This window comes from Mesorhizobium sp. M0195, from assembly GCF_040322115.1.
In the GTDB taxonomy this organism is placed as follows: Bacteria; Pseudomonadota; Alphaproteobacteria; order Rhizobiales; family Rhizobiaceae; genus Mesorhizobium.
This window is the reverse complement of sequence record NZ_JAMYSV010000002.1, coordinates 579,470-598,583: the sequence shown is the minus strand read 5'-3', so window position 1 is coordinate 598,583 and position 19,114 is coordinate 579,470. Positions and strand designations below refer to the sequence as shown.

The 19,114-nt window shown below is 62.5% G+C and carries 22 protein-coding genes; 12 read left to right on the top strand and 10 right to left on the bottom strand.

The features are described 5' to 3' along the window. Positions 1–208: 208 nt before the first annotated feature. The 9 genes from NKJ12_RS07740 (at position 209) to NKJ12_RS07700 (ending at position 6,631) form a co-directional block, all read left to right on the top strand. Entirely contained in the window at positions 209–604 is a 396-nt protein-coding gene (locus NKJ12_RS07740) for a hypothetical protein (RefSeq protein ID WP_352701949.1), read from the top strand. Next, a complete protein-coding gene (locus NKJ12_RS07735; RefSeq protein WP_352506815.1) occupies positions 601–1,821 on the top strand; it encodes an NRAMP family divalent metal transporter in 1,221 nt (406 codons plus the stop codon). The genes NKJ12_RS07740 and NKJ12_RS07735 overlap by 4 nt, the downstream gene beginning before the upstream one ends. Beyond that, on the top strand, positions 1,821–2,183 hold the full coding sequence (locus NKJ12_RS07730; protein ID WP_352475750.1) for a hypothetical protein: 363 nt from the start codon (positions 1,821–1,823) through the stop codon (positions 2,181–2,183). The genes NKJ12_RS07735 and NKJ12_RS07730 overlap by 1 nt, the downstream gene beginning before the upstream one ends. Next, positions 2,183–2,521 carry a hypothetical protein gene (locus tag NKJ12_RS07725; RefSeq protein ID WP_352506814.1) on the top strand — a complete coding sequence of 113 codons (339 nt, stop codon included), beginning with the start codon at positions 2,183–2,185 and terminating at the stop codon, positions 2,519–2,521. The genes NKJ12_RS07730 and NKJ12_RS07725 overlap by 1 nt, the downstream gene beginning before the upstream one ends. 34 nt (positions 2,522–2,555) lie before the next feature. Then, positions 2,556–3,842 (top strand): SDR family oxidoreductase, encoded by a 1,287-nt coding sequence (locus NKJ12_RS07720; RefSeq protein ID WP_352506813.1) that lies wholly within the window; start codon positions 2,556–2,558, stop codon positions 3,840–3,842. Then, a complete protein-coding gene (locus tag NKJ12_RS07715) occupies positions 3,842–4,315 on the top strand; it encodes a DUF2269 family protein (RefSeq protein ID WP_352688547.1) in 474 nt (157 codons plus the stop codon). The genes NKJ12_RS07720 and NKJ12_RS07715 overlap by 1 nt, the downstream gene beginning before the upstream one ends. Positions 4,316–4,584: 269 nt before the next feature. Next, positions 4,585–5,313: a WXG100 family type VII secretion target gene (locus NKJ12_RS07710; RefSeq protein WP_352701947.1), complete on the top strand. Its 729-nt coding sequence runs from the start codon at positions 4,585–4,587 to the stop codon at positions 5,311–5,313. Beyond that, positions 5,310–5,705 carry a phage holin family protein gene (locus tag NKJ12_RS07705; RefSeq protein WP_254818831.1) on the top strand — a complete coding sequence of 132 codons (396 nt, stop codon included), beginning with the start codon at positions 5,310–5,312 and terminating at the stop codon, positions 5,703–5,705. The genes NKJ12_RS07710 and NKJ12_RS07705 overlap by 4 nt, the downstream gene beginning before the upstream one ends. Continuing rightward, positions 5,702–6,631 (top strand): hypothetical protein, encoded by a 930-nt coding sequence (locus NKJ12_RS07700; protein ID WP_352701945.1) that lies wholly within the window; start codon positions 5,702–5,704, stop codon positions 6,629–6,631. The genes NKJ12_RS07705 and NKJ12_RS07700 overlap by 4 nt, the downstream gene beginning before the upstream one ends. Positions 6,632–7,169: 538 nt before the next feature. Here the strand turns inward: NKJ12_RS07700 and NKJ12_RS07695 are convergent. The 10 genes from NKJ12_RS07695 to NKJ12_RS07650 all read right to left on the bottom strand — a co-directional run bounded on the left by NKJ12_RS07695 (position 7,170) and on the right by NKJ12_RS07650 (position 16,553). Further along, entirely contained in the window at positions 7,170–7,739 is a 570-nt protein-coding gene (locus tag NKJ12_RS07695) for a c-type cytochrome (RefSeq protein WP_352476444.1), read from the bottom strand. Beyond that, entirely contained in the window at positions 7,720–8,604 is an 885-nt protein-coding gene (locus NKJ12_RS07690) for a cytochrome c oxidase assembly protein (protein ID WP_352505444.1), read from the bottom strand. The genes NKJ12_RS07695 and NKJ12_RS07690 overlap by 20 nt, the downstream gene beginning before the upstream one ends. Then, complete coding sequence (locus NKJ12_RS07685; protein ID WP_352505443.1) at positions 8,601–8,942, bottom strand: hypothetical protein; 342 nt, start codon at positions 8,940–8,942, stop codon at positions 8,601–8,603. The genes NKJ12_RS07690 and NKJ12_RS07685 overlap by 4 nt, the downstream gene beginning before the upstream one ends. A gap of 1 nt (position 8,943) precedes the next feature. Further along, complete coding sequence (locus NKJ12_RS07680) at positions 8,944–9,549, bottom strand: cytochrome c oxidase subunit 3 (RefSeq protein WP_254818826.1); 606 nt, start codon at positions 9,547–9,549, stop codon at positions 8,944–8,946. Continuing rightward, positions 9,546–11,522, bottom strand: coding sequence for a cytochrome c oxidase subunit I (gene ctaD / locus NKJ12_RS07675; protein ID WP_352701944.1), 1,977 nt, complete (start codon positions 11,520–11,522; stop codon positions 9,546–9,548). Before ctaD ends, NKJ12_RS07680 begins: the two co-directional genes overlap by 4 nt. Further along, positions 11,519–12,493, bottom strand: a complete 975-nt coding sequence (gene coxB, locus NKJ12_RS07670) for a cytochrome c oxidase subunit II (protein WP_352505441.1) — start codon at positions 12,491–12,493, stop codon at positions 11,519–11,521. The genes ctaD and coxB overlap by 4 nt, the downstream gene beginning before the upstream one ends. 38 nt (positions 12,494–12,531) lie before the next feature. Continuing rightward, entirely contained in the window at positions 12,532–13,065 is a 534-nt protein-coding gene (locus NKJ12_RS07665) for a c-type cytochrome (RefSeq protein ID WP_254818823.1), read from the bottom strand. Then, on the bottom strand, positions 13,062–13,895 hold the full coding sequence (locus tag NKJ12_RS07660) for a substrate-binding domain-containing protein (RefSeq protein ID WP_352701941.1): 834 nt from the start codon (positions 13,893–13,895) through the stop codon (positions 13,062–13,064). Before NKJ12_RS07660 ends, NKJ12_RS07665 begins: the two co-directional genes overlap by 4 nt. A 16-nt stretch (positions 13,896–13,911) precedes the next feature. Continuing rightward, a complete protein-coding gene (locus tag NKJ12_RS07655; protein ID WP_352702085.1) occupies positions 13,912–15,669 on the bottom strand; it encodes a methanol/ethanol family PQQ-dependent dehydrogenase in 1,758 nt (585 codons plus the stop codon). 104 nt (positions 15,670–15,773) lie between these two features. After that, positions 15,774–16,553, bottom strand: a complete 780-nt coding sequence (locus tag NKJ12_RS07650; protein WP_352505438.1) for a heme-binding protein — start codon at positions 16,551–16,553, stop codon at positions 15,774–15,776. A gap of 214 nt (positions 16,554–16,767) precedes the next feature. Here NKJ12_RS07650 and NKJ12_RS07645 point away from each other — a divergent pair, with 214 nt between their 5' ends. The 3 genes from NKJ12_RS07645 to NKJ12_RS07635 all read left to right on the top strand — a co-directional run bounded on the left by NKJ12_RS07645 (position 16,768) and on the right by NKJ12_RS07635 (position 19,095). Next, positions 16,768–17,598: an SIR2 family NAD-dependent protein deacylase gene (locus NKJ12_RS07645; protein ID WP_502900489.1), complete on the top strand. Its 831-nt coding sequence runs from the start codon at positions 16,768–16,770 to the stop codon at positions 17,596–17,598. A gap of 281 nt (positions 17,599–17,879) precedes the next feature. Further along, positions 17,880–18,515, top strand: a complete 636-nt coding sequence (locus NKJ12_RS07640) for a LysE family translocator (protein ID WP_352505437.1) — start codon at positions 17,880–17,882, stop codon at positions 18,513–18,515. 10 nt (positions 18,516–18,525) lie between these two features. Further along, positions 18,526–19,095 (top strand): hypothetical protein, encoded by a 570-nt coding sequence (locus NKJ12_RS07635; protein ID WP_352701939.1) that lies wholly within the window; start codon positions 18,526–18,528, stop codon positions 19,093–19,095. The last annotated feature ends 19 nt before the right edge of the window (positions 19,096–19,114 follow it).

The window sequence follows — 19,114 nt, the reverse complement described above, 5'->3', positions numbered from 1 at the left end:
ATATCCCTAATCCGGCGATCGAAGGTTTGTTCCGCGTTGCCAGGCAGTTCCCGACGGTTCAGTTGACGTGACCACCAGGCGCCCTAGATGAAATTGTACGCCGAGGTCGCCTGGTGCCGGGGAGAACAATCGTGTGGCAGCAACGCTACAAGCACGTATTGTAGATGCCATTGCAGCTATTGGTCTTCGACCGGACCGGCTGTGCCTGTTGCTGACAACGTTTGTGCTGACGGCATGCTCGCCTTCCGACCAGATCGAGCAGCAGTCGAAAACCGCGGCTTCGGCCGCACAGACCGCATCGCTGGTCCTGGGTGCCTGGGCCGCCGGGGCAGCCCCTTCGACATATACGTCGCGCACGTTGCAATCGGTCGGCAAGGCGCTCGTCGATGCCGGTGCGCAAATCCAGTCCGCCAAGTCGACTGAGCCCACCGAGCAAGCCGGTCTGACGGCGGTAATCGGACAGCTGTCGGCGGCGGTGACACGCGCCGCGACGGCGGTGCAGGACGGCAACCGATCGGAGGCGGAACAGGCGCAGCAGGATATCCAGGCTGCCACCGCCGCCCTGAATGCATCCTACGCCAAACATTTCGCGCCGAAACCATGAAGAAGCTGCTCGAAATATCGCTGGGCATCGTCACCAGCGTCGGTGGCTTTCTAGAGGTCGGATCGATGGCAACCGCCGCACAGGCGGGTGCAGCGTTCAGGTTCCAGCTGATCTGGGCCGTCCTCCTGGGCACGATCTGCATCATCTTCCTGGTCGAGATGGCCGGCCGCTTCGCCGCCGTCAGCCATCACACCATCGCCGACGGGATTCGGGAACGGTTTGGCTTCACCGCCTTTCTGTGGCCGTTGCTTGCGACTTTGCTGGTCAACTTCATGGTCATGGCAGCCGAGATCGGCGGTGTCGCCATTGCGCTTGAGCTCGCCACCGGCATCGGCTTTCAGTGGTGGGCCCTGCCGGTCGCTTTTCTGGCATGGCTGTTCCTCTGGAAAGGCACGTTCGGCTTCATTGAAAAGGGCGTCTCGATCCTCGGCCTGGTCACGTTGTGCTTCGTGGTCGGCGCCGTCATGCTGAAGCCCGATTGGGGGCAGGTCGCGGCCGGTGCCGTCCCCACTCTGCCCGAGCACGACGCGGCCAATTACTGGTTCATGGCGGTCAGTATTCTTGGTGCGTCGGTCTCGCCCTACCTGTTCATGTTCTATTCGTCGGGAGCCATCGAGGACCAGTGGGACAAGAGCTATCTCGGGACCAATCGGGCCATTGCCGGATTGGGAATGAGTTTTGGCGGCACAATCTCGATCGGCGTGCTGATCGTGGCGGCGCTCGTGCTGGCAGCGCACGGCATAGAGCAGGTCGACGACTACCATCAATTGCCGCTGATGCTGATCCAGATCTTCGGTTTCTGGGGGTTCGTCCTGTTCGTTGCTTCACTAGGCATAGCCTGCTTCGGCGCTGCGCTCGAAATCGGGCTGCAGCAAGCGTACTTGGTGGCGCAGGGTTTCGGCTGGACCTGGGGCGAGGACCTGAAACCGCGCGACGATCCCGGCTTCAGCACCGTCTACACGGTCTCGCTGTTTCTCGCCGCCATTCCGATCGCACTGGGTCTCGATCCGCTGAAGCTAACCATCTTTTCCATGGCGCTGACGGCCGCCAGCCTGCCGCTGACCGTGGTGCCGTTCCTTTTCCTGCTGAATGACGAGCGTTATGTCGGCGAGCACCGCAATGGCATGATCGCGAATGCCGCGGTTATCTTCATCATTGCGCTCGGTTTCGTGCTCGCGATCGTGACCATTCCTTTGCAGATATTCGGAGGCACGTGATGGATTTGCTGCGCGACATCCTGGACAAGCAAGTGGTTGACCGTGAGCAGGTCAAGATCGGCAAGGTGGACGGGCTGGTAGCCGAGGTCAGGCCGGGCAAGCCACCCAAAATCGTTGCGGTCGAGCTCGGCTCGATCACGCTGGCGCGTCGGCTTGGCGAGCGATCCGGGCGCTGGATGGCGCGCCTCGCGGCAAGGCTCGGCGGCAAGCGCCATGCCGAACCGCACCGCATCGCCTGGAACAAGGTGCGCGACATCGGCGTCGACATCGAATTCGACATCGACGTGCGTGAAACGGCGATTTTCGACTGGCAGGATTGGCTGCGCGACCATGTCATAAGGCGTATCCCGGGAGCCGGATGATGGCCACCGTCAACCTTGAGCAATTGGCAGGCAGAAATGTGCTTTCGCAGCGCGGCAAAAGCATCGGCCATATCGAGGAGATACGCGCCGAACCGGATGGCGACGACCTCGTGGTTACCGAGTACCACGTCGGCATCCACGCGGCGTTCGAGCGTCTTTCCGCTTCGGCCATCGGCACGGCGGTCCTCGAAGTCTTTCGACTGCGCAGTCACGACAGCATGTACCGCATTCCCTGGGACAAGCTCGACATCTCCGACCCGACGCAGCCGCGACTGTTGTGCGCGATGGAAGAACTTTCCGCTATGAAGGGCAGTATCGAGGGCGATAAACCGGAATGAACGACACTTTCCCGCCGTCGGAGAATGGGGTTCAGTGAAAGTCCTGGTTACCGGCGCCACCGGCCTGATCGGTGCCTCCGTCGTGGCACGCCTTCTTTCCGAAGGGCATGAGGTAATCGGATTGGTCCGCAGCCCCGGTGCAAACCGGGCCGGCAATTACCAATTGCTGGTGCTGGACATGGCGGTGGCGCTGCAGCCCGAAGACTGGCTACCGCATCTCAGGGGTGTCGACGCCGTCGTGAATTGTGCCGGCGTTCTCCAGGACAGCCCCCGTGAAAAGACGCGCGAAGTCCATCGCGATGCGGCGGTCGCACTCTTTCTCGCCTGTGCGCGGGCAGGGGTTGCCCGGGTGATCCACTTCTCGGCGATCGGCGTCGATCGGGCGCAGCCTTCGGCGTTCTCGGCGACGAAACTGGCCGGGGACCAGGCGCTTATGACGCTTGATCTGGATTGGGTTGTCCTGCGCCCGTCCGTGGTGCTCGGCCGGCCGGTGTTTGGGGCCAGCGCATTGTTTCGGGGTCTCGCTTCGCTGCCAGTGCTGCCGTCCATGCCCGGCACCGGCCGGCTCCAGGTGGTACTACTCGACGATGTGGTCTCAACGGTCATTTTCCTTCTCGATCCCGCCAGTCCGTCTCGCGTCGTGCTGGAACTTGTCGGTCCCGAACAACTGAGCATGGACGAGGTCGTCGGCAGTTATCGCCGGTGGCTCGGTTGGGGTCTGGCAGCCAGGTTTGTCTTGCCGACGGCTGTTGCAAGGCTTCTCTACCGCCTAGGCGACCTTGCCGCGATGTTCGGCTGGCGTCCACCGATGCGCACCAACGCGGCCAGGGAGATCGCCCGAGGAGCGGTTGGAGATCCCTCGGACTGGACCGCCGCGACTGGCATACGCCCGCAAACCCTGGCGGGCTTCCTCGCGCTCAATCCGGCAACGGTGCAGGAGAAATGGTTTGCCCGGCTGTATTTCATCAAGCCGGCGATCTTCGTCGTCCTGCCCGTCTTCTGGATCATGACCGGAATCGTGTCGCTGACAACCGGCTACGGCAGCGGCGTCGATCTGATGCAAGGCACGGGCGCCGGCATCTTGTCGGCACCGATCGTGATCGCCGGCGCTCTTGCCGACATCGCCATCGGCGTGCTCATAGCCTGGCGGCCGGCGGCGCGAAAAGGCCTCTATGGCGGCATCGCGCTCTCGCTTTTCTATCTGGTCGTCGGAAGCTTCCTGAGCCCCGATCTGTGGAACGACCCGCTTGGGCCGTTCCTTAAAGTGCTGCCGATCCTGGTGCTGCACTTTGTGGCCTTGGCAGTGCTGGAGGAGCGTTGATGCTCTATTTCCTGCTGAAATTTCTGCATGTTATCAGCGCATCTGTGCTGCTCGGCACCGGCGCCGGCATCGCTTTCTTCATGCTGTTCGCCCACAGGACCGGCAATGCCGCGACGGTTGCGGCGGTGGCGCGTATCGTCGTCGTCGCCGACTTCCTTTTCACAGCGACGGCCGTGGTCGCGCAACCTTTGACCGGAGCCGCGCTCGCCTGGCAGGCAGGCTACTCGCTGTCGGAGGGCTGGATCGTACTTTCGATCGCGCTCTATATCTTCACCGGAATGTTCTGGCTCCCGGTCGTCTGGATGCAAATGGAGATGCGCAAGCTGGCATCGCAAGCCGCCGCTGCAGGCGCGCCGTTGCCGCCACGCTACCATCGGCTGTTCTGGTTGTGGTTCGCCTTCGGCTTCCCTGCCTTCGCTGCCGTGCTCGGGATTTTCTGGCTGATGATCGCGCGGCCTGCGATCGAGTGGTAGGTCGCAGGCAGGTCCCACTGCGATAATGCCCAGTCAAAGCGCTGCGGAAAATTCCGGCCCCTGCACCGCGAATATCTGCCGGAGCGGACGTGCGTCTCGACCTGTAAGTCGCACCGGAGTCCGGTCTCGTATCATTTCCAACCGCGCGCTCACCCCCATCGGCACAGGACAAGATCCCGTCTTGAGGCTGGTTAGGCTTCGCTTACAAAAAGATGACGCCTGAGGGGAACACGGGAAGCACATGCAAGTTCGGTGCGCAGTGGAGGAGATTGCGCCATGAACAGTGTTATTTATCTCATCGGCCTTGTCGTCGTCGTGCTTGCGATCCTCTCCTTCCTCGGATTCCACTAGGAGACACCATGCAGGACAAAGACGATCAAGGCCGTCAGACGGCCGATTTCGAGACAGCCAGAAGCGAGCTTTCGGAAAGACTACAACGGGAAAAGCAGACCGCGACGGAAGCGCTCCACGATGCGCGTGACGAGATCACCAGGAAAGCCGGAGATTACGCATCGGAAGCAAAGCAAGCATTGTTCAACAAGGCGGAGGGAACGCAGCGCGACATGAGCGCCAGTCTCAAGGCCTTCAGCGGCGCATTGCGCGCGGCAAGCGAGCATCTTGCCAACAATGATCAACGGACCGCTTCGAAATTCGCCCTTGACGCCGCAGGCGGGCTCGAGCGGCTTTCCTCGTCCCTGAAGGATAAACCGTTCGACGAGGTGCTTGGCGAAATTCAGTCGTTCGGCCGCGAAAACTCGGGGGCGCTGATCGCCGGCTCGGTATTGGCAGGCCTGGCTTTGGGGCGGTTCATCAAGAGCTCGCCACCCTCTGCTCAAACCGGAGCACCGGGCCAGTCGGGAACAGGCCGGGTGCCCGAGACGGGTCCTAGCTCGAATGAGTCGGGATGGCGATCGGCAGAGCCAGTTGAACCAGCCCCGTTAGGATCCGATCAGTCCGGCGATGACTGGGCCAATGCAAGCCTGGAGCGAAACCCATGACTGACAACCAGGACACTCGCAGCCTGACAACCCTTGTCAGCGATCTGGCACAGCAGGTCACAACACTGCTTCAAACCGAAAGCAGGCTGTTGCGGGCTGAAATGTCAGAAAAGTTAAGCAAGGCCGGCGCCGGCGCCGTGGAGGTAATGGGAGGCGTCATTTGCCTGCTTGCCGCCCTGATGGTGCTTTTGCAGGCGCTGGTGATTGCCTTGGCGAGCGCCGGCCTGGGAGCCGGATGGTCCTCGCTGCTCGTCGGCGTCGTGGTGGCAGTACTGGGCGTCATACTCCTGCGCTCCGGCAAGGCAAGCATGGCTCCCTCAGAGTTGACCCCCGACCGGACACAAGACCAACTTAAACGCGACGCACGCGTGATCAAGGACCAGATAAGATGACCGACAAATCCGCAGCCGAACTCGAACGCGATGCCGACATTGCCCGTGCCAAGATAACGGACACGGCAGACTCGATCCGGAGCAAGATGACACCAGGTCAGCTGATCGACGAATTCACCGGGATGTTCAGCGGCGAGGGATCCGCCATGCTCAGCAATCTTAAGACTCAGGTCAGGGACAATCCGTTGCCGCTTACATTGGTCGGCGCGGGCCTGGCCTGGCTGATGCTAGGCAAGGGCACGTCGGTAGACAGTTCAGCACTTGGTGCCTATTCGACCGGCAGGGAACCTGACGGCACCCGAAACTTCTCTGACCAGAGGGGCTTGGGCGGGGCCTGGCAGGACTCACGCGGCGATGAGTACGGTGCCGAGGGCGAAGGTTCCGCCGGCTCCATGCTCTCCGATACCGCCCGTTCGGTTGCGTCCGTGGCAGGCGGTGCGGTTGAGGCTGTGGCAGACGTTGCGAGCGGCGCCAAAGAAAGATTGAGAAGCACAGCCGGGCAGGTCGGCTCGGCCGCCACCGATAGGACGGGGCGGGTGCGGCAGTCGGCTCAGGACCTGTTCCAGCGCGAACCTCTGGCAATGGCCGCGGTAGGCCTTGCCGTGGGCACCGCCATTGGCGTGATGCTGCCTCACACCGCCGCTGAGGACGCGCAACTCGGCCCCTACCGCGACAAGCTTCGTGACAGTGCCGAGGAAGTCTTTGAAGAAGGCGTCGAGCAAGCCAAGCAGGTCGCCGCCGAAGCATATGAGACTGTAAAGGAAGAGGCTGACCGACAGGGTTCCAGCGGCGACGCCGAGACGTTGGTCGACCGCGTCGAGAAAGTCGTGAAAAAGACGGCAAGCAAAACCGAGGAAGCCATTCGCGATCGTTTGCCGGAGACCGACGAGGCTCCCAAATCGAACGAGTCTCCCGAAACGACGTGATTTCGCTGCGGTCGTTCGTGGCGACTCCGACCGCGGTCGCCTCGCGGTTGGAACATCGAAGTCGGCTAGGAGCCCGCAACCTTCGGCTGACAAATGTGATCGCGGCGCTCAAGTCATTAGCCGAGGCGCTCCGGTCCGTTCCGATTCTTCGCTCTAAATCCGTTCGGTTCTTCGGCTCCATGAGGCGTGTCTGCCCACGGCGTGGCACGCAATTCTCAGCAGCACTGTCCAATTCTGAAAAAAACAACCACCCCGTCAATTCGACTGGGACGACGACGTCGAGATTGCACTCGGCCCACTCGCCAAAGAAGCTCATATCCGAGATGCCCGCGAAACAATCCGCACAGCAGATTACCGGGCATAGCGGCGCTCGGCGATGTCCGACTGATCGCGGGCAGCCTCGCCGATGCGGGCCGGTTCCGAAAGGTTCGTCGGCAACTAAGGCATCGAGCCGAAGGCGGTGACGATTGCCGGTCCCGGCAAACCGGCATCGGTAGACTGCCGGCAGGGTTTGATCTCGACTAGGCGAGCAACGATGTCATTTCAGCGAATAGAGGTAGGCAGCGACGTCCCGCGCCTCCTGCTCGGAAATCCTTGTCGAAGGCATTGCCGCGTGCGGATTGATCTCCCTTGCGGCCCGTATCCAACGGACCATGTTTCGCGGGTTGTTGGACAATACGCCGCCGATATAGACCCGGGTGGCCAAGCTGGCGTCGAGGCGTGGACCGACCATTCCCTGCGCGCCGGGAACGCCGGTGATCGTGTGGCATCCAGCACAGCCATTGGCCATCATGATGGGTATAGCGCGGGCGCCAACACCGCCGGTTGCATTGTCGGCCTTCTGCTCCACTCGACGGCTTTGCTCGAAGTACAACGCGATCCCGGCCAGGACTGCAACGAGCAAGACAATTGCTGCGGCGCCGAGTATGGGTCCGGACGGAGTAAAGCGCGATGTGGCGCGCACACCGATGCTGCTGGTGGCATTGTCCGTTTTATGCGCGACCCTGATGAGGCGCTCCGGCCACAACGTCAGCGCCGTCCAAGCTGCGGCCAGCACGACAATTGCCGTCCCGGCACCAATGACCAGCTTAGACAGCTTGGAGCGCATGCGACGTCTCCCATCTTCTCTGTCCACTGGAGCGGATCCACAGGCCGGCCAGCAGCAAAGCCGCGCCGCCATAGATCAGGCCGGCCGGAACCCACATAACCAGCCCGGCGAGCTGCTGGTCCTCGAGCGGACTAAGGTTCCACAATTTCGCACCGGCTGCGTTTACCGGATACCACAGCCTTGGCGAGACCAGCAGCAGCACCCCGAGCAGGCCGGTATGCAGCGAGGTGAAGAAGAGGTGCATGACCGCGCTGCCATAGGCTTGTTCGCGGCCTGAACGCGGCAGCAGCACCCACCAGAACAGCAGCCCTGTACCGAAGAAGCAGGCATGTTGCGCATAATGCAGGACACCCCGTGCAAGCGCCGCCTCGAACAGCGCCGGAACGTGCCACGCCCATATCGCGACGCCGTGCAGGAAGGTCGCGGCAACGGGGCGGCTGATGGCGGCCCAAACGGTTCGAAGCACCTTCGCCTGCCCGGCTGCGCCAAATGCCAGCCGCAGCTTGATCGGCAATGCCCACATCATCGCCGCCGCCGGGCGGGAGGCGACCAGCAGGGGTGCCGCCACCGCCATCAACAGCTCGTGCTCGATCATGTGGGCGGTGAAAACGCGCTCGCCCAATGCGTGGAGCGGACTGACCAGTGCTGCCGCCAAAATGGCCCAGCCGGTCGCAAACAGCAGGGCTTGCCGCATCCGCAACGGGCGGCTGCGGGCGCTCCGCCGCCACAGCCGAAAGGCGCCTGCCGCGTAAAGCAGTGCGACCATGGTTAGCGGCAGCGTGATCGGCAACGCCAGCGTCCAGCCGGCCTGCGGGGCACCGGCACCGTAGCAGATCGAGGTCGAGAAAAGCGCGTCGAAGCTCATCGCAGACAGCCGTCGAGAATGAGCGAGGCGGCGCCTTGCATGACGATTACCAGCGCAAACAGCAACGCGCTGAGAATGCCGATATTGGCGACGAAATCTTCAGTGCCGCGCGCACGGTCCGGTTTAAAGGCGGCGCCACCTTGCTGTCGCGCCCGCCACGACAGCGCCCCGCCGAGCAAGGCCAGCACTGTCAGCATCAGCGCAACGACCGGTATGACAGAAATACCGTGGGCGCACTGCCACTCCACGACCGCGTAATTCAGCTGCGTCGACACCGCCCAGGCCAAAGGCCCGGACAACAGCCCGCCCCATGATGTGCCCAAGCGAAGCGCACGCATCTCAGTCAAGCCTCGGCATCCAATAGATCAAAAGATAGATCGGGATCCAGGTCGCGACCACGAAATCCCAGTAGAAGACGTTGTCGCCAACATCCCCGAAACGCCGGCCGCTATAGCCATGGCGCGTGAACATCAGGACCGTCAGCACCAGCGTGTCGCCGACGTCGGTGATTAGGTGTGTGGTGTGGAGGCCGAGCAGGACCCACAGCATTGAGCCGTACGCATTGGTATCCCAATAGATGTTGAGGGCCGGAAATTCGAACCACCGCACGACAAGCGGTGCGATACCGAGCAGCGTCATGACGATCAGGCCGATGCGCACGGGTACCATGGCACAGGCTTCGGCGTAGCGATTCAGTATGTGATTGGGCACCACGCTGGCGAGCAGCAACAGCGTGACGATGGTGCCCGGCCAATGGTTGGGCGGCGGCACGCCCAATGGCCATTCGGGCGACAGATAGGCGAGGTAAAGATAGGCGCCTGCGGCGAGCGCGAAGCCGGTGCCCTCCAGCGCCATGAAGGCGAGAGTGCCCCACCAGGTCGGGCTGCGCGGTCCGATCCCGAAGGTCGGGAGTTTGGAAAGATCGGCGGCAGGACGCTGTTTCATTCCTCATCCTCCGGATCGCCTTTCGGCCAGAACCAACCGATCAAGGTGATGGCGATTGGCCCGGCTCCCCAGACCACCGCCCACGGGCTGAAGATCGAATAAAGAAAGGTGGCGCCGACGGCGAGCGCGGCGAACAATGGCCAGATCGACGGCGTCGCCGACTTCTCGCGCACATCTGGATGCGCCTCTGCCACCGTCGAAATGACAAGTTCGCGTGCGTCGACGCGAAGCCCGGTCGCGACAGGCAGCGTGTCACGTTCGGCCCAGAGCGGCTCGGAGTGGGTAACCACCGGAATCCGAGCGAAATTATAGCTCGGCGGCGGAGAGCTTGTCGCCCATTCAAGCGTGCCCGCATTCCAGGGATTGTCCCCGGCCGGGGCGCCCCTCGAGGCGCTGTACACCAGGTTTATGGTGAACAGAACGAAGCTTAGGAACAGGACAACCGCGCCGGCTGTGATGAACAGGTTGATGTTGCCCCAGCCGAGCTCCACCGGATAGGTGTAGACCCGGCGCGGCATGCCCCACAGGCCGACAATGTGCATCGGAAAGAACGCCGCATTGAAGCCTATGAAGGCAAGCCAGAAGTGCCAGCGTCCAAGACGCTCGCTCATCATCCGGCCGGTGATCTTGGGGAACCAGAAATAGGTCGCGCCGAGCAGCGGGAACACCGACCCGCCGATCAGCACGTAGTGGAAATGCGCGGTAACGAAATAGGTGTCGTGTACTTGCAGGTCCAATGGCACCGACGCCAGCATCACGCCGGTCAGGCCGCCCGCGACGAACGTGAAGAAGAAGCCGAACACGAACAGCAGCGGCGTCCTGATTATCGGGCGTTCGTCCCACAATGTCGCCAGCCAGCAGAAGATCTGCAGCCCGTTCGGGATGGCGATCAGCATGCTTGAGGCGGTGAAGAAGCTCGCGCCGAGCTTGGGCAGGCCGGTTGCGAACATGTGGTGAACCCACAGGCCGAACGACAGGAAGCCGACCGAAATCAGCGACAGAACCATGCCCAGATAGCCGAATACCGGACGCCGGGCGAAAGCGGCGATGATCGAGGACACCATGCCGGTGGCCGGCAGGAAAATGATGTAGACTTCGGGGTGGCCGAAGAACCAGAACAGGTGCTGGAACAGCAGTACGTCGCCACCCTCGGCGGGATTGAAGATATGGGTGCCGACCAGTCGGTCGAGGATCAGGAAGGTCGACGTGATCATGACTGCCGGCATGGCGAACACGATGACGAAGGAGGTGACCAGCATCGCCCAGACATAGAGCGGAATCTTGTCCAGCGACATGCCCGGCGCGCGTTGCTTCAGCACGGTGACGATGGTGGCAACCGCAACCGCCAATGACGATACTTCGGTATAGGTGATCATCTGCGCCCACACATCGGAACGTTTGCCTGGCCCGAATTCAGGACCGGACAGCGGCACGTAGGAAAACCAGCCGACGTCGGGCGCCATGTCGAGTGCAAACGACACCCAGGCGAAGAGGCCACCGGAGAGATAAATCCAGAAGCTGAATGCATTGAGGCGCGGAAAGGCGATGTTGCGGGTGCCGACCATCAGCGGCACGAGATAGATGCCGGTCGCCTGAACGATTGGCACTGCAAACAGGAACATCATGGTCACGCCATGCATGGTGAATAGCTGGTTGTAGCGGTCCGGCCCGATCAGCCCGCGCTCCGGCCCCGACAGTTGGATGCGCATGGCAACGGCGCTGAGGCCACCGAGGCACAGGAAGACGAAAGCGGTGATCAGGTACCGCCGCGCGACAATTTTGTGGTCGACGCTCGAGAGCGCACCGATGATGCCCGGCACGGTCTGCCATGTCCGCGCCAGCCTGCGCTCGAGGCTGGCGTCGTCGAGGCCGGTATCGCGAGGGCCGTCGCGCTCGGGAACCAGGTCACCCTTTTGTGCTGCGGCGCGTTGCTGGGCGAGGTCTCGCCCATGGGCTAGGTCGGCGCTACTCATTTCAAGCCCTCGAGATAGGCTACTATCGCATTCAGCTCGTCCCCGTTCAGTCCCACCACGGGCATGCGGGCACCTGGCTTGATCCCTTGCGGATCGGCTATCCAGGCTGCGAGATTGCCGCGGCTCATCGCCAGCGTTCCGGCAGCGAGCGTCCGCCGGCTTGCGATATGTGTAAGGTCGGGAGCGACCGTGCCGCCGGCAATGGTGCCGCCGATCTTGTGGCACATCACGCATGGCCGTTTGAGGAACAGGTCGTGGCCGGTTTTGGCCTCGGTCGACACGGGGGCAGCTGCCGGCCGCAGCTGATCGTTCAGCCATGCGTCGAAGACGGGCCGAGGTTCGGCGATGATGAAGGTGCTCATATTGGCGTGCTGCGCGCCGCAGAACTCGGCGCACTGGCCGCGATAGACGCCGGGCTTGTCAGCCTTCAGATCGAGAACGTTCTCGTGGCCTGGAATGAGGTCCAGCTTGCCCGAGAGGTTCGGCACCCAGAAGGAATGGATGACGTCGGTCGAGGTCACTACAAGCCGCACCGGCTCGCCCGCCGGGATGTGGATTTCATTGGCGGTCGTCAGGATGCGGTTCGGCTGATCGTTTTCGTAGCGCACCTCCCACCACCATTGATGCCCGGTCACCCGGATCGTCAGCGCCGCATCCGAGCCGATGGCGGCAAGCGTCCGGTTAGCGAAGTAGCTCAGCAGCGTCAGGCCGACCAGGATCAGGGCGGTAGCGGCGAGTGCGGCGACGACAATTCGCATCTTGCCGCGCTCGGCGGCAGCGTCGAGGACAAGCGGATCGCCGACCGGCGCGGGGCGTCGGGCCAATGGCAGGATCAGCACGGCCATCACCAAAAGCCAGACCACCGTGCACAGCGCTGTGAAGAACCAGATCAGCCATGCAAGCTCGCCCGCGGCCGGGCCTTTTGGGTCAAGCGCGGATTGCCAGCCGCTGCATCCTGCAAGGAGCAGCATGCAGGCTGCGCCGCAGCACACGCTGCAAACAAGGCGGTTCACGGCGACTTCCCCAGAGTCGCGGCATCCGGCAGGCGATTTTCGGACGGATGGGGCATCATGTCGTCGTCGCGGCTCGGCGCAGCCGATTTTGGCGCGTTGCCGCTCAACGCGCGGACGAAGGCGGCAAGCTCCCAGATCTGGTCGTCCGGGATCTTGTCCCGAAAGCTCGGCATGCCGTTTGGCCGACCGTCCCTGATCGTGGCGTGGATGCTTTCGATCGAGCTGCCATAGAGCCACTTCTGATCCATGAGCGCCGGGCCCATGCCGCCACCGCCATTGGCATGGCAGCCGGAACAGTTGAACCAGTTGAACAGACGCTTGCCCTCGCTGAGGTGGAACGCGTTGGCCTCGAACACTCCGGCCTTGTTGTTGGACGAGGCTGGCCGCTGGCCGCCCGGCTCGAGGGCCGTGACGGCTGCCGGTTGGTCGCCCGAGCCGAGCGCCGACTGTGGACGCGTGTCGCGTTCCTCACGCTGGCAAGCGGCAAGAACGAGCATCGCCGACAGCACGCATGGAAGGCCGCGGTTCATCGCGCTGCCGCCCCGGCGACGTCGAGGCGAGGCACGTCATATGCCGCCAGGATTGCATCGATCTCGGCGCGGTGTTTGGCGAGCGCTGCGTCTACCTCGCTGCGCAGCGCATCGTCGTCGTGGCGCACGCCCATCGAAATGTCGTAGATCATCGGCAGCAGCGGACCGTCGATTCGCGGTGTAACCGGCGTAATCCGCAACGGTACTTTTTGCCTGGCACCGAAGTAGCCGGCCAACGGCCCCCAGACGACGGCCATATCGATGTCGCCATTCGCGACCGCCTCAATGATGCGCGCTGGCGGGTTTGGCGCCGAATAGTCGCCATAGACGGGGAAACCGACGAGATGGCCGACGATGCCGCGACTGCCGAGCGCCTGGACGGGTGGCGAGTTGGCGCCGTCGTCGCCGATCAGCTGGACGCCGATGTGCAGATCGCGCAGGCGAGGATCGTTGAAGGACGCGATTTCCGGCGCATCCCTGCGTGTCACGAAGACGTAGGAAGACCGGTAGTAGGGCGCGGTGGTGCGCAGCATCTCGAGATTGGTGGGCGTGCCGGGCACCAGATCGCACAGGCCGGCTTTCAGCGTGTTGCGGACGAAGCCGCGCCGCTGTGCCCACCACGTGTAGGAAATAGTCGCGCCAAGCTCCCGGGCGACGAGTTCGGCAATCTTGTTTTCAAAGCCCTGCCTGGCGGCATTGGAGAACGGCATGTTGTTGGGATCTGCGCAGATCCTCAACTCGCGCGCATCGGCAACGGCGGCGACAAACGAGAGCGCCAGTGCGCCAACCGCGGCGGCAAGCCGCCGCGAACGCGTTTTCCGTGAGCACATAACGCGGCCGATCGTCTCAAGGCAGCCGGAACACATACAGCGTACCTCCCGGCGTGGTTACATCCTTCAGATCCTTCATGACGTTGACGAAGCCGAGCGCGGCGGTGGCGTCGCGCGGGTCGAGATCGCCGGATACGATCGCACCGGCCCAGCCGCCGACGCCCGAAAGAACCGCAACATATTGGTGCCCGTCCGGGCCGCGATAGGTGATCGGCTGGCCGATGATGCCGGACGACGTCTTGAACTGCCAAAGCAGTTCGCCGGTCCTAGCGCTGACCGCCTTGAACCAGCCTTCCATTGTGCCATAGAACACGACGTTGCCGGCAGTGGCGACGGCGCCGCTCCACACCGGAAAGTTCTCCTTCAGGCTCCACGCCGGCTTGGCGGCGGCGACATCCCAGGCAGTAAATGCACCGCGATTGCCGCCCGGCCCGGGAATCATGCGCACGTTCATGCCGACATAGGGCGTGCCGGCGATGTAATTCACCTCGACGCCTTCTTCGTCCATGCACATGTTATTATGCGGGATGTAGAGCAGGCCGGTCTTGGGCGAGAACGCCGAAGGTTGCCAGTCCTTGAGGCCCGATGCGGTGGGACAGATGTCGCGGACGACCTTGCCGGTGCCGGTCTTCTTGTCCGGATTTACAATCAGCCGGCCGGTCTTCAGGTCGACGCCCTTGCTGGAATTGACAGGCCCGAACGGCACTGCCGACAGTACTTCGCCCGTAGTGCGGTCCAACAGATAGACGTAGCCGTTGCGTTCCGGTCGGACCAGCACCTTGCGGGGCTTGCCCTGCCAGGTCATGTCGAGCAGCACCTGTTCGTTGATGCCGTCGTAGTCGTGCAAATCGTGCGGGGTCCATTGATAAAACCATTTGGCTGCGCCGGTGTCGGGATCGCGGGCAAAGATGCCGGCGGTCCATTTGTTGTCGCCGGGCCGCAGATCCGGATTCCACGGACCGGGATTTCCGGTGCCGTGGAAGATCAGGTTGAGGTCCGGGTCATAGGAGATCCAGCCCCACACATTGCCGCCGCCGATCTTCCAGGCGTCGGGCGGCCACGATGTCACCCCGAGATCCTTGCCCTTGTCCATGTCGTAATGCGGCTTGAAATCGGGGCCGATCAGCACCTCGGCGTCCGGGCCGGTATTGTAGGCCGTCCAGACGACGTGCCCGTCGCCGGCGTCGAGCGCCTTGATCCAGCCGCGTACGCCCATTTCGCCGCCGGAATTGCCGACCAGTACCTTCCCCTTCACCACCAGCGGCGCCATCGTGATGGTCTCGCCGATATTGATGTTGCCGATATGGGTGTTCCAGACCGGTTTGCCGGTTGCCGCATCGACGGCGATGGCATGACCATCGAGCGTGTTGAAATAGATGCGCCCGTCGAAGAAGGCCGCACCGCGGTTGACCACGTCGCAACAGGCAACTCCCTGCGCGGCGGGCTCGGGGTTGGGCTCGAATTTCCACTTCATCGGCGCGCCGGGCTTGGTAAGGTCAAGCGCATAGAGGATGTTGGGAAACGGCGTCACGATGTACATCGCGTTGCCGACGACCAGGGGCGCAGCCTCTTGACCTTTGTTGACGCCGGTCGAGAAGGTGAAGGCCACCTGCAGGTTTTTGACGTTGTCTTCGGTGATCTCCGCAAGTTCGCTGTAGCGGGTCGAGGCGTAGTTCTTTGCCGGCATCGCCCACTGGCCGTCGTCGGGCGGAGCAGCTGCGGCCGGCGGATTTATCGCAGGGCTTGATATTGACTGCGCAACCGCCGCCGTCATCAGTGCAAACCCCGCCAGCAGCGTCCATCCCAACCTCGCAGCCATTGGCCTGTTTCCCCCTCTGGCTGACACACGAGTTTTCGCCGCCACCTGTCGCCCTTTCCTCATTTGCGCATCGAGCCGCCGACCCCGGCGCCAAGCTCCGCCGCCACGTCCGCCTCGTTTCCGGCACACAATGGATGGCCCCAGCCGGAGGCGCTCTTGCCGCCGGGATCGAGGTCGTAAATGATAGCGTCCTTGCGGTTTGGGTTGACGCCTGCCGGTACCTTGTCCAGCCCGAGCGCGGCGCGCACACGCCAGGCGACATTGTGGTCGGCACAGGAGGAATCGCCGCTTATCCCCAGGGCCCCGACGATCCCCTTGCCGTCGTAGAGAGCCAGGCCGCCGCCAAACACGACGACACCGCCGATAGGCTTTCCCAGCAATGGATCGCTGGAGCTTCCAAACGTCGAAGGATCGCCGGCATAGGCCACCGCTGGATTGACCGGATTGGTGGCCTGCAGACCGAATAGAGGACCGCCGGGCTGCACCGGCGCATAGAGGTTCGCGGTGGACAACGCCATGTGGGCGAGGCTGAGCCCGTTGGCGGTATTGGCTTTTTCAGCGGCGATCAGCCGGCTGCCAGGCCACTGGGCGTCGGCGGTCGGCCCACTGAAGGCGACGGCGCAGACAGTTCCGTCGCGAGCCACGACTGCCGCCCATTCATTAGTGTCGAAGCCGCCATTGCCGGGACCGCCGCTGGACTTGACGTTGGCCTTGAGGGCGGCCAGCAACTTGTCATGGTCGGCCGGGCAAGGTGCTTGAGCCCAAGCCTTTTGCTGGACGGCGCCGATCGTAAGCAGGAACAGACATAATGCTACCGAGACAATCCGATGGCGATCCATTAGCTGCGCCGTCTTTGTTGAACACTCTCCAACGCGTAGGAGGCGCAGAAGTGCCAAAGGGAACGAAATAAATATCGGATTCGGTCGGACAAACTCGGGGACCGGAACTCGGGACAGCCGATCTGGGTGTTGGCACTCAACCGGAAATCGGAGTTATTCTTGCGATGGTCCAGGCGCCGTCGGAACAGAGCAGCACTTCTGGCAGTTGTGTCGAATGGTGTCCGCAGTCGAGCAACTGGCTCAATCGGTGAAAGAGCGACGAGGTATCTTGTTCGTTGGAGCCGGGGTGTCGATGAGCGTCGGCTTGCCGTCTTGGCAAAAGCTCATCGAGCACATGCAAAACGAGCTCGGCCTTGACGAGGACATGATCGGCGCACCGGAGGCCAGCTATCAGGCGCTTGCCGAATATTACCGGCTGAAGCAGGGGAGCCTCGGCCCTTTGCGCAGTTGGATGGATCGTGAATGGAGCGTCTCGCGGGAAGAAGTGCAGCGGTCGGCAATCCACAAGCTCATCGTATCGCTCGATTTTCCGATCATCTACACCACCAATTATGATCGCAACCTCGAGGTTGCCTTCGAGATTCATGGCCGGCCCTTTGTGAAGGTGGCCAACGCAAAGGACTTGCCCAAGACGACCGGCGAGGTGACGCAGATCATCAAATTCCACGGCGATTTCGACGACGACAAATCGCTGGTCCTGGCGGAGACCGACTATTTCGACCGGCTTTCGTTCGATTCGCCGCTCGACGTGAAGTTTCGCGCCGACGCACTGGGGCGCACCATCCTGTTCATCGGCTACAGCATGTCTGATATGAACATCCGTCTGCTGTTGCACAGGCTTTGGCAGACCTGGCGGCGGTCGGGCTACGAGAAGAGCCGCCCGAAATCCTTCATCTTCATGTCGCAGCCGAGCATCGTCCAGGAGGCTGTTCTTGGCCACTGGGGCATCGATATGCTGACCGAAGAGGCCGACGATCCTGAGGACGCGCTGCTCGCGTTCCTGAACGAACTCAAGGATAGGGTGGGCCGGCCAGACAGCGCGTGAGAAAACCTGCGGAAAGCGGATTGGTCCGGCAGTGGAACCGACTGATCCGATGTGAGTTCGGGAGGACTAGCGTATCCGGGACCGAGCCTGAATGGGCGCACGCAAACACAAGCGAAGAATGCATGCCAAACACGACCTGTCGGCCGAGTTGGCCTATGAGATCGATTTTTTTGCCCGCAGGTGCGGCCTGACGAGGGACGAAGCACTCAAGACGATGCGAGATGCCGGCCGGTTGAAGGACAGCGCGAAGGCATCTTGCGAAACCGGGGCGAAGTAGCGGCGTGGATTCCGCTTCGTGGACGGCTTTTGTCGGAACGGTCATCCTGATGCAGATGCCGCCGGGGCCCGACAGTCTGCTGGTGATTGCGCGCGGCATCGGGCAGGGCCGTGATATTGCCCTGTTCACCGTCCTCGGAATGACCCTCGGCGCCGGTATGGTCCAGCTGCCGCTCCTTGCCCTCGGCATATCGTCGCTGCTTCAGGCATCGCCGTTTGCCTTTGCCATGCTTCGCTGGGCGGGTGCAGCCTATCTCGTTTGGCTTGGATCGCGTCTGGTGCTGTTGCCGTCAGCCAGCGCCGCCGTCGAGGAGCCGCGCAATGTCGGACCGCTTGTGGCCGCACGCGAAGGAATGATCGCCAATCTGATAAATCCTTGGCCGATAACCTTTATGGTGGCATTCCTTCCGCAGTTCGTCGATCCTGCTCGCGGATCGGTCACGCTGCAATTGCTGCTGCTCGGTGGCACCCAGAAAATGACCGGTGTGCTGGTGCTGGGCACATATGCACTCGCATCCGGCACGCTCGGGGCCTGGATTATGAAACGACCGAAGGTAAGGCTCTGGCAGCAGCGGGTGGCAGGCTGTTTCGTCGTCGGTCTCGGTATCCGCATGGCGGTCGGTGGTGGCGCGCACCGCTGAGGATCGAGCGATGCAGCGGCCGCCGATGGAACATCCGCCGACAATTTTCGTTGACTTGCTCCACAAGGCGAAGAGGTCGAGCATGTCGAAGTTCCAAGCCGCTACCCCGGAGCGTTTGCAGCAGCTCAGGCTTGAGGCAACGGCGCACTTTGCGCCACTCATACTGCGCGAGGCGCTGGTGCGTCTCTGCCGGGCTTGCGGAAGCGATAGCCTCGAACGTTTCGAGAAGACCATGGTCGACCAAATCGAGGCATTGCGTGACGAAAAGGCCGATTTCGACACGATGAAGGAATTTGCCATCGAACAGCTCTATGGCTGGATTCGAGAAGTCAGGTCTTCACCGGACATGACACAGCCCCTGGAGAGCGTAGATACCCGAAGGACCCCCGGCCGCTCTGAAGAGCCGCAAACGCTGGAAGACCAGTTGCAGGCAGGCCTGGAAGATTCCTTCCCGGCAAGCGACCCGCCGGCGGTCGTCTCCACCGCGATCCCGGGCGGATCGAAGAAGCTCGTCGGAACCGACGAAATCCTCAGGCAGCAGCGCGAGAAAAAGGCCGAGAACGCCAATCACTCGAGATAAAGCCGGGCTTTGGACGGAA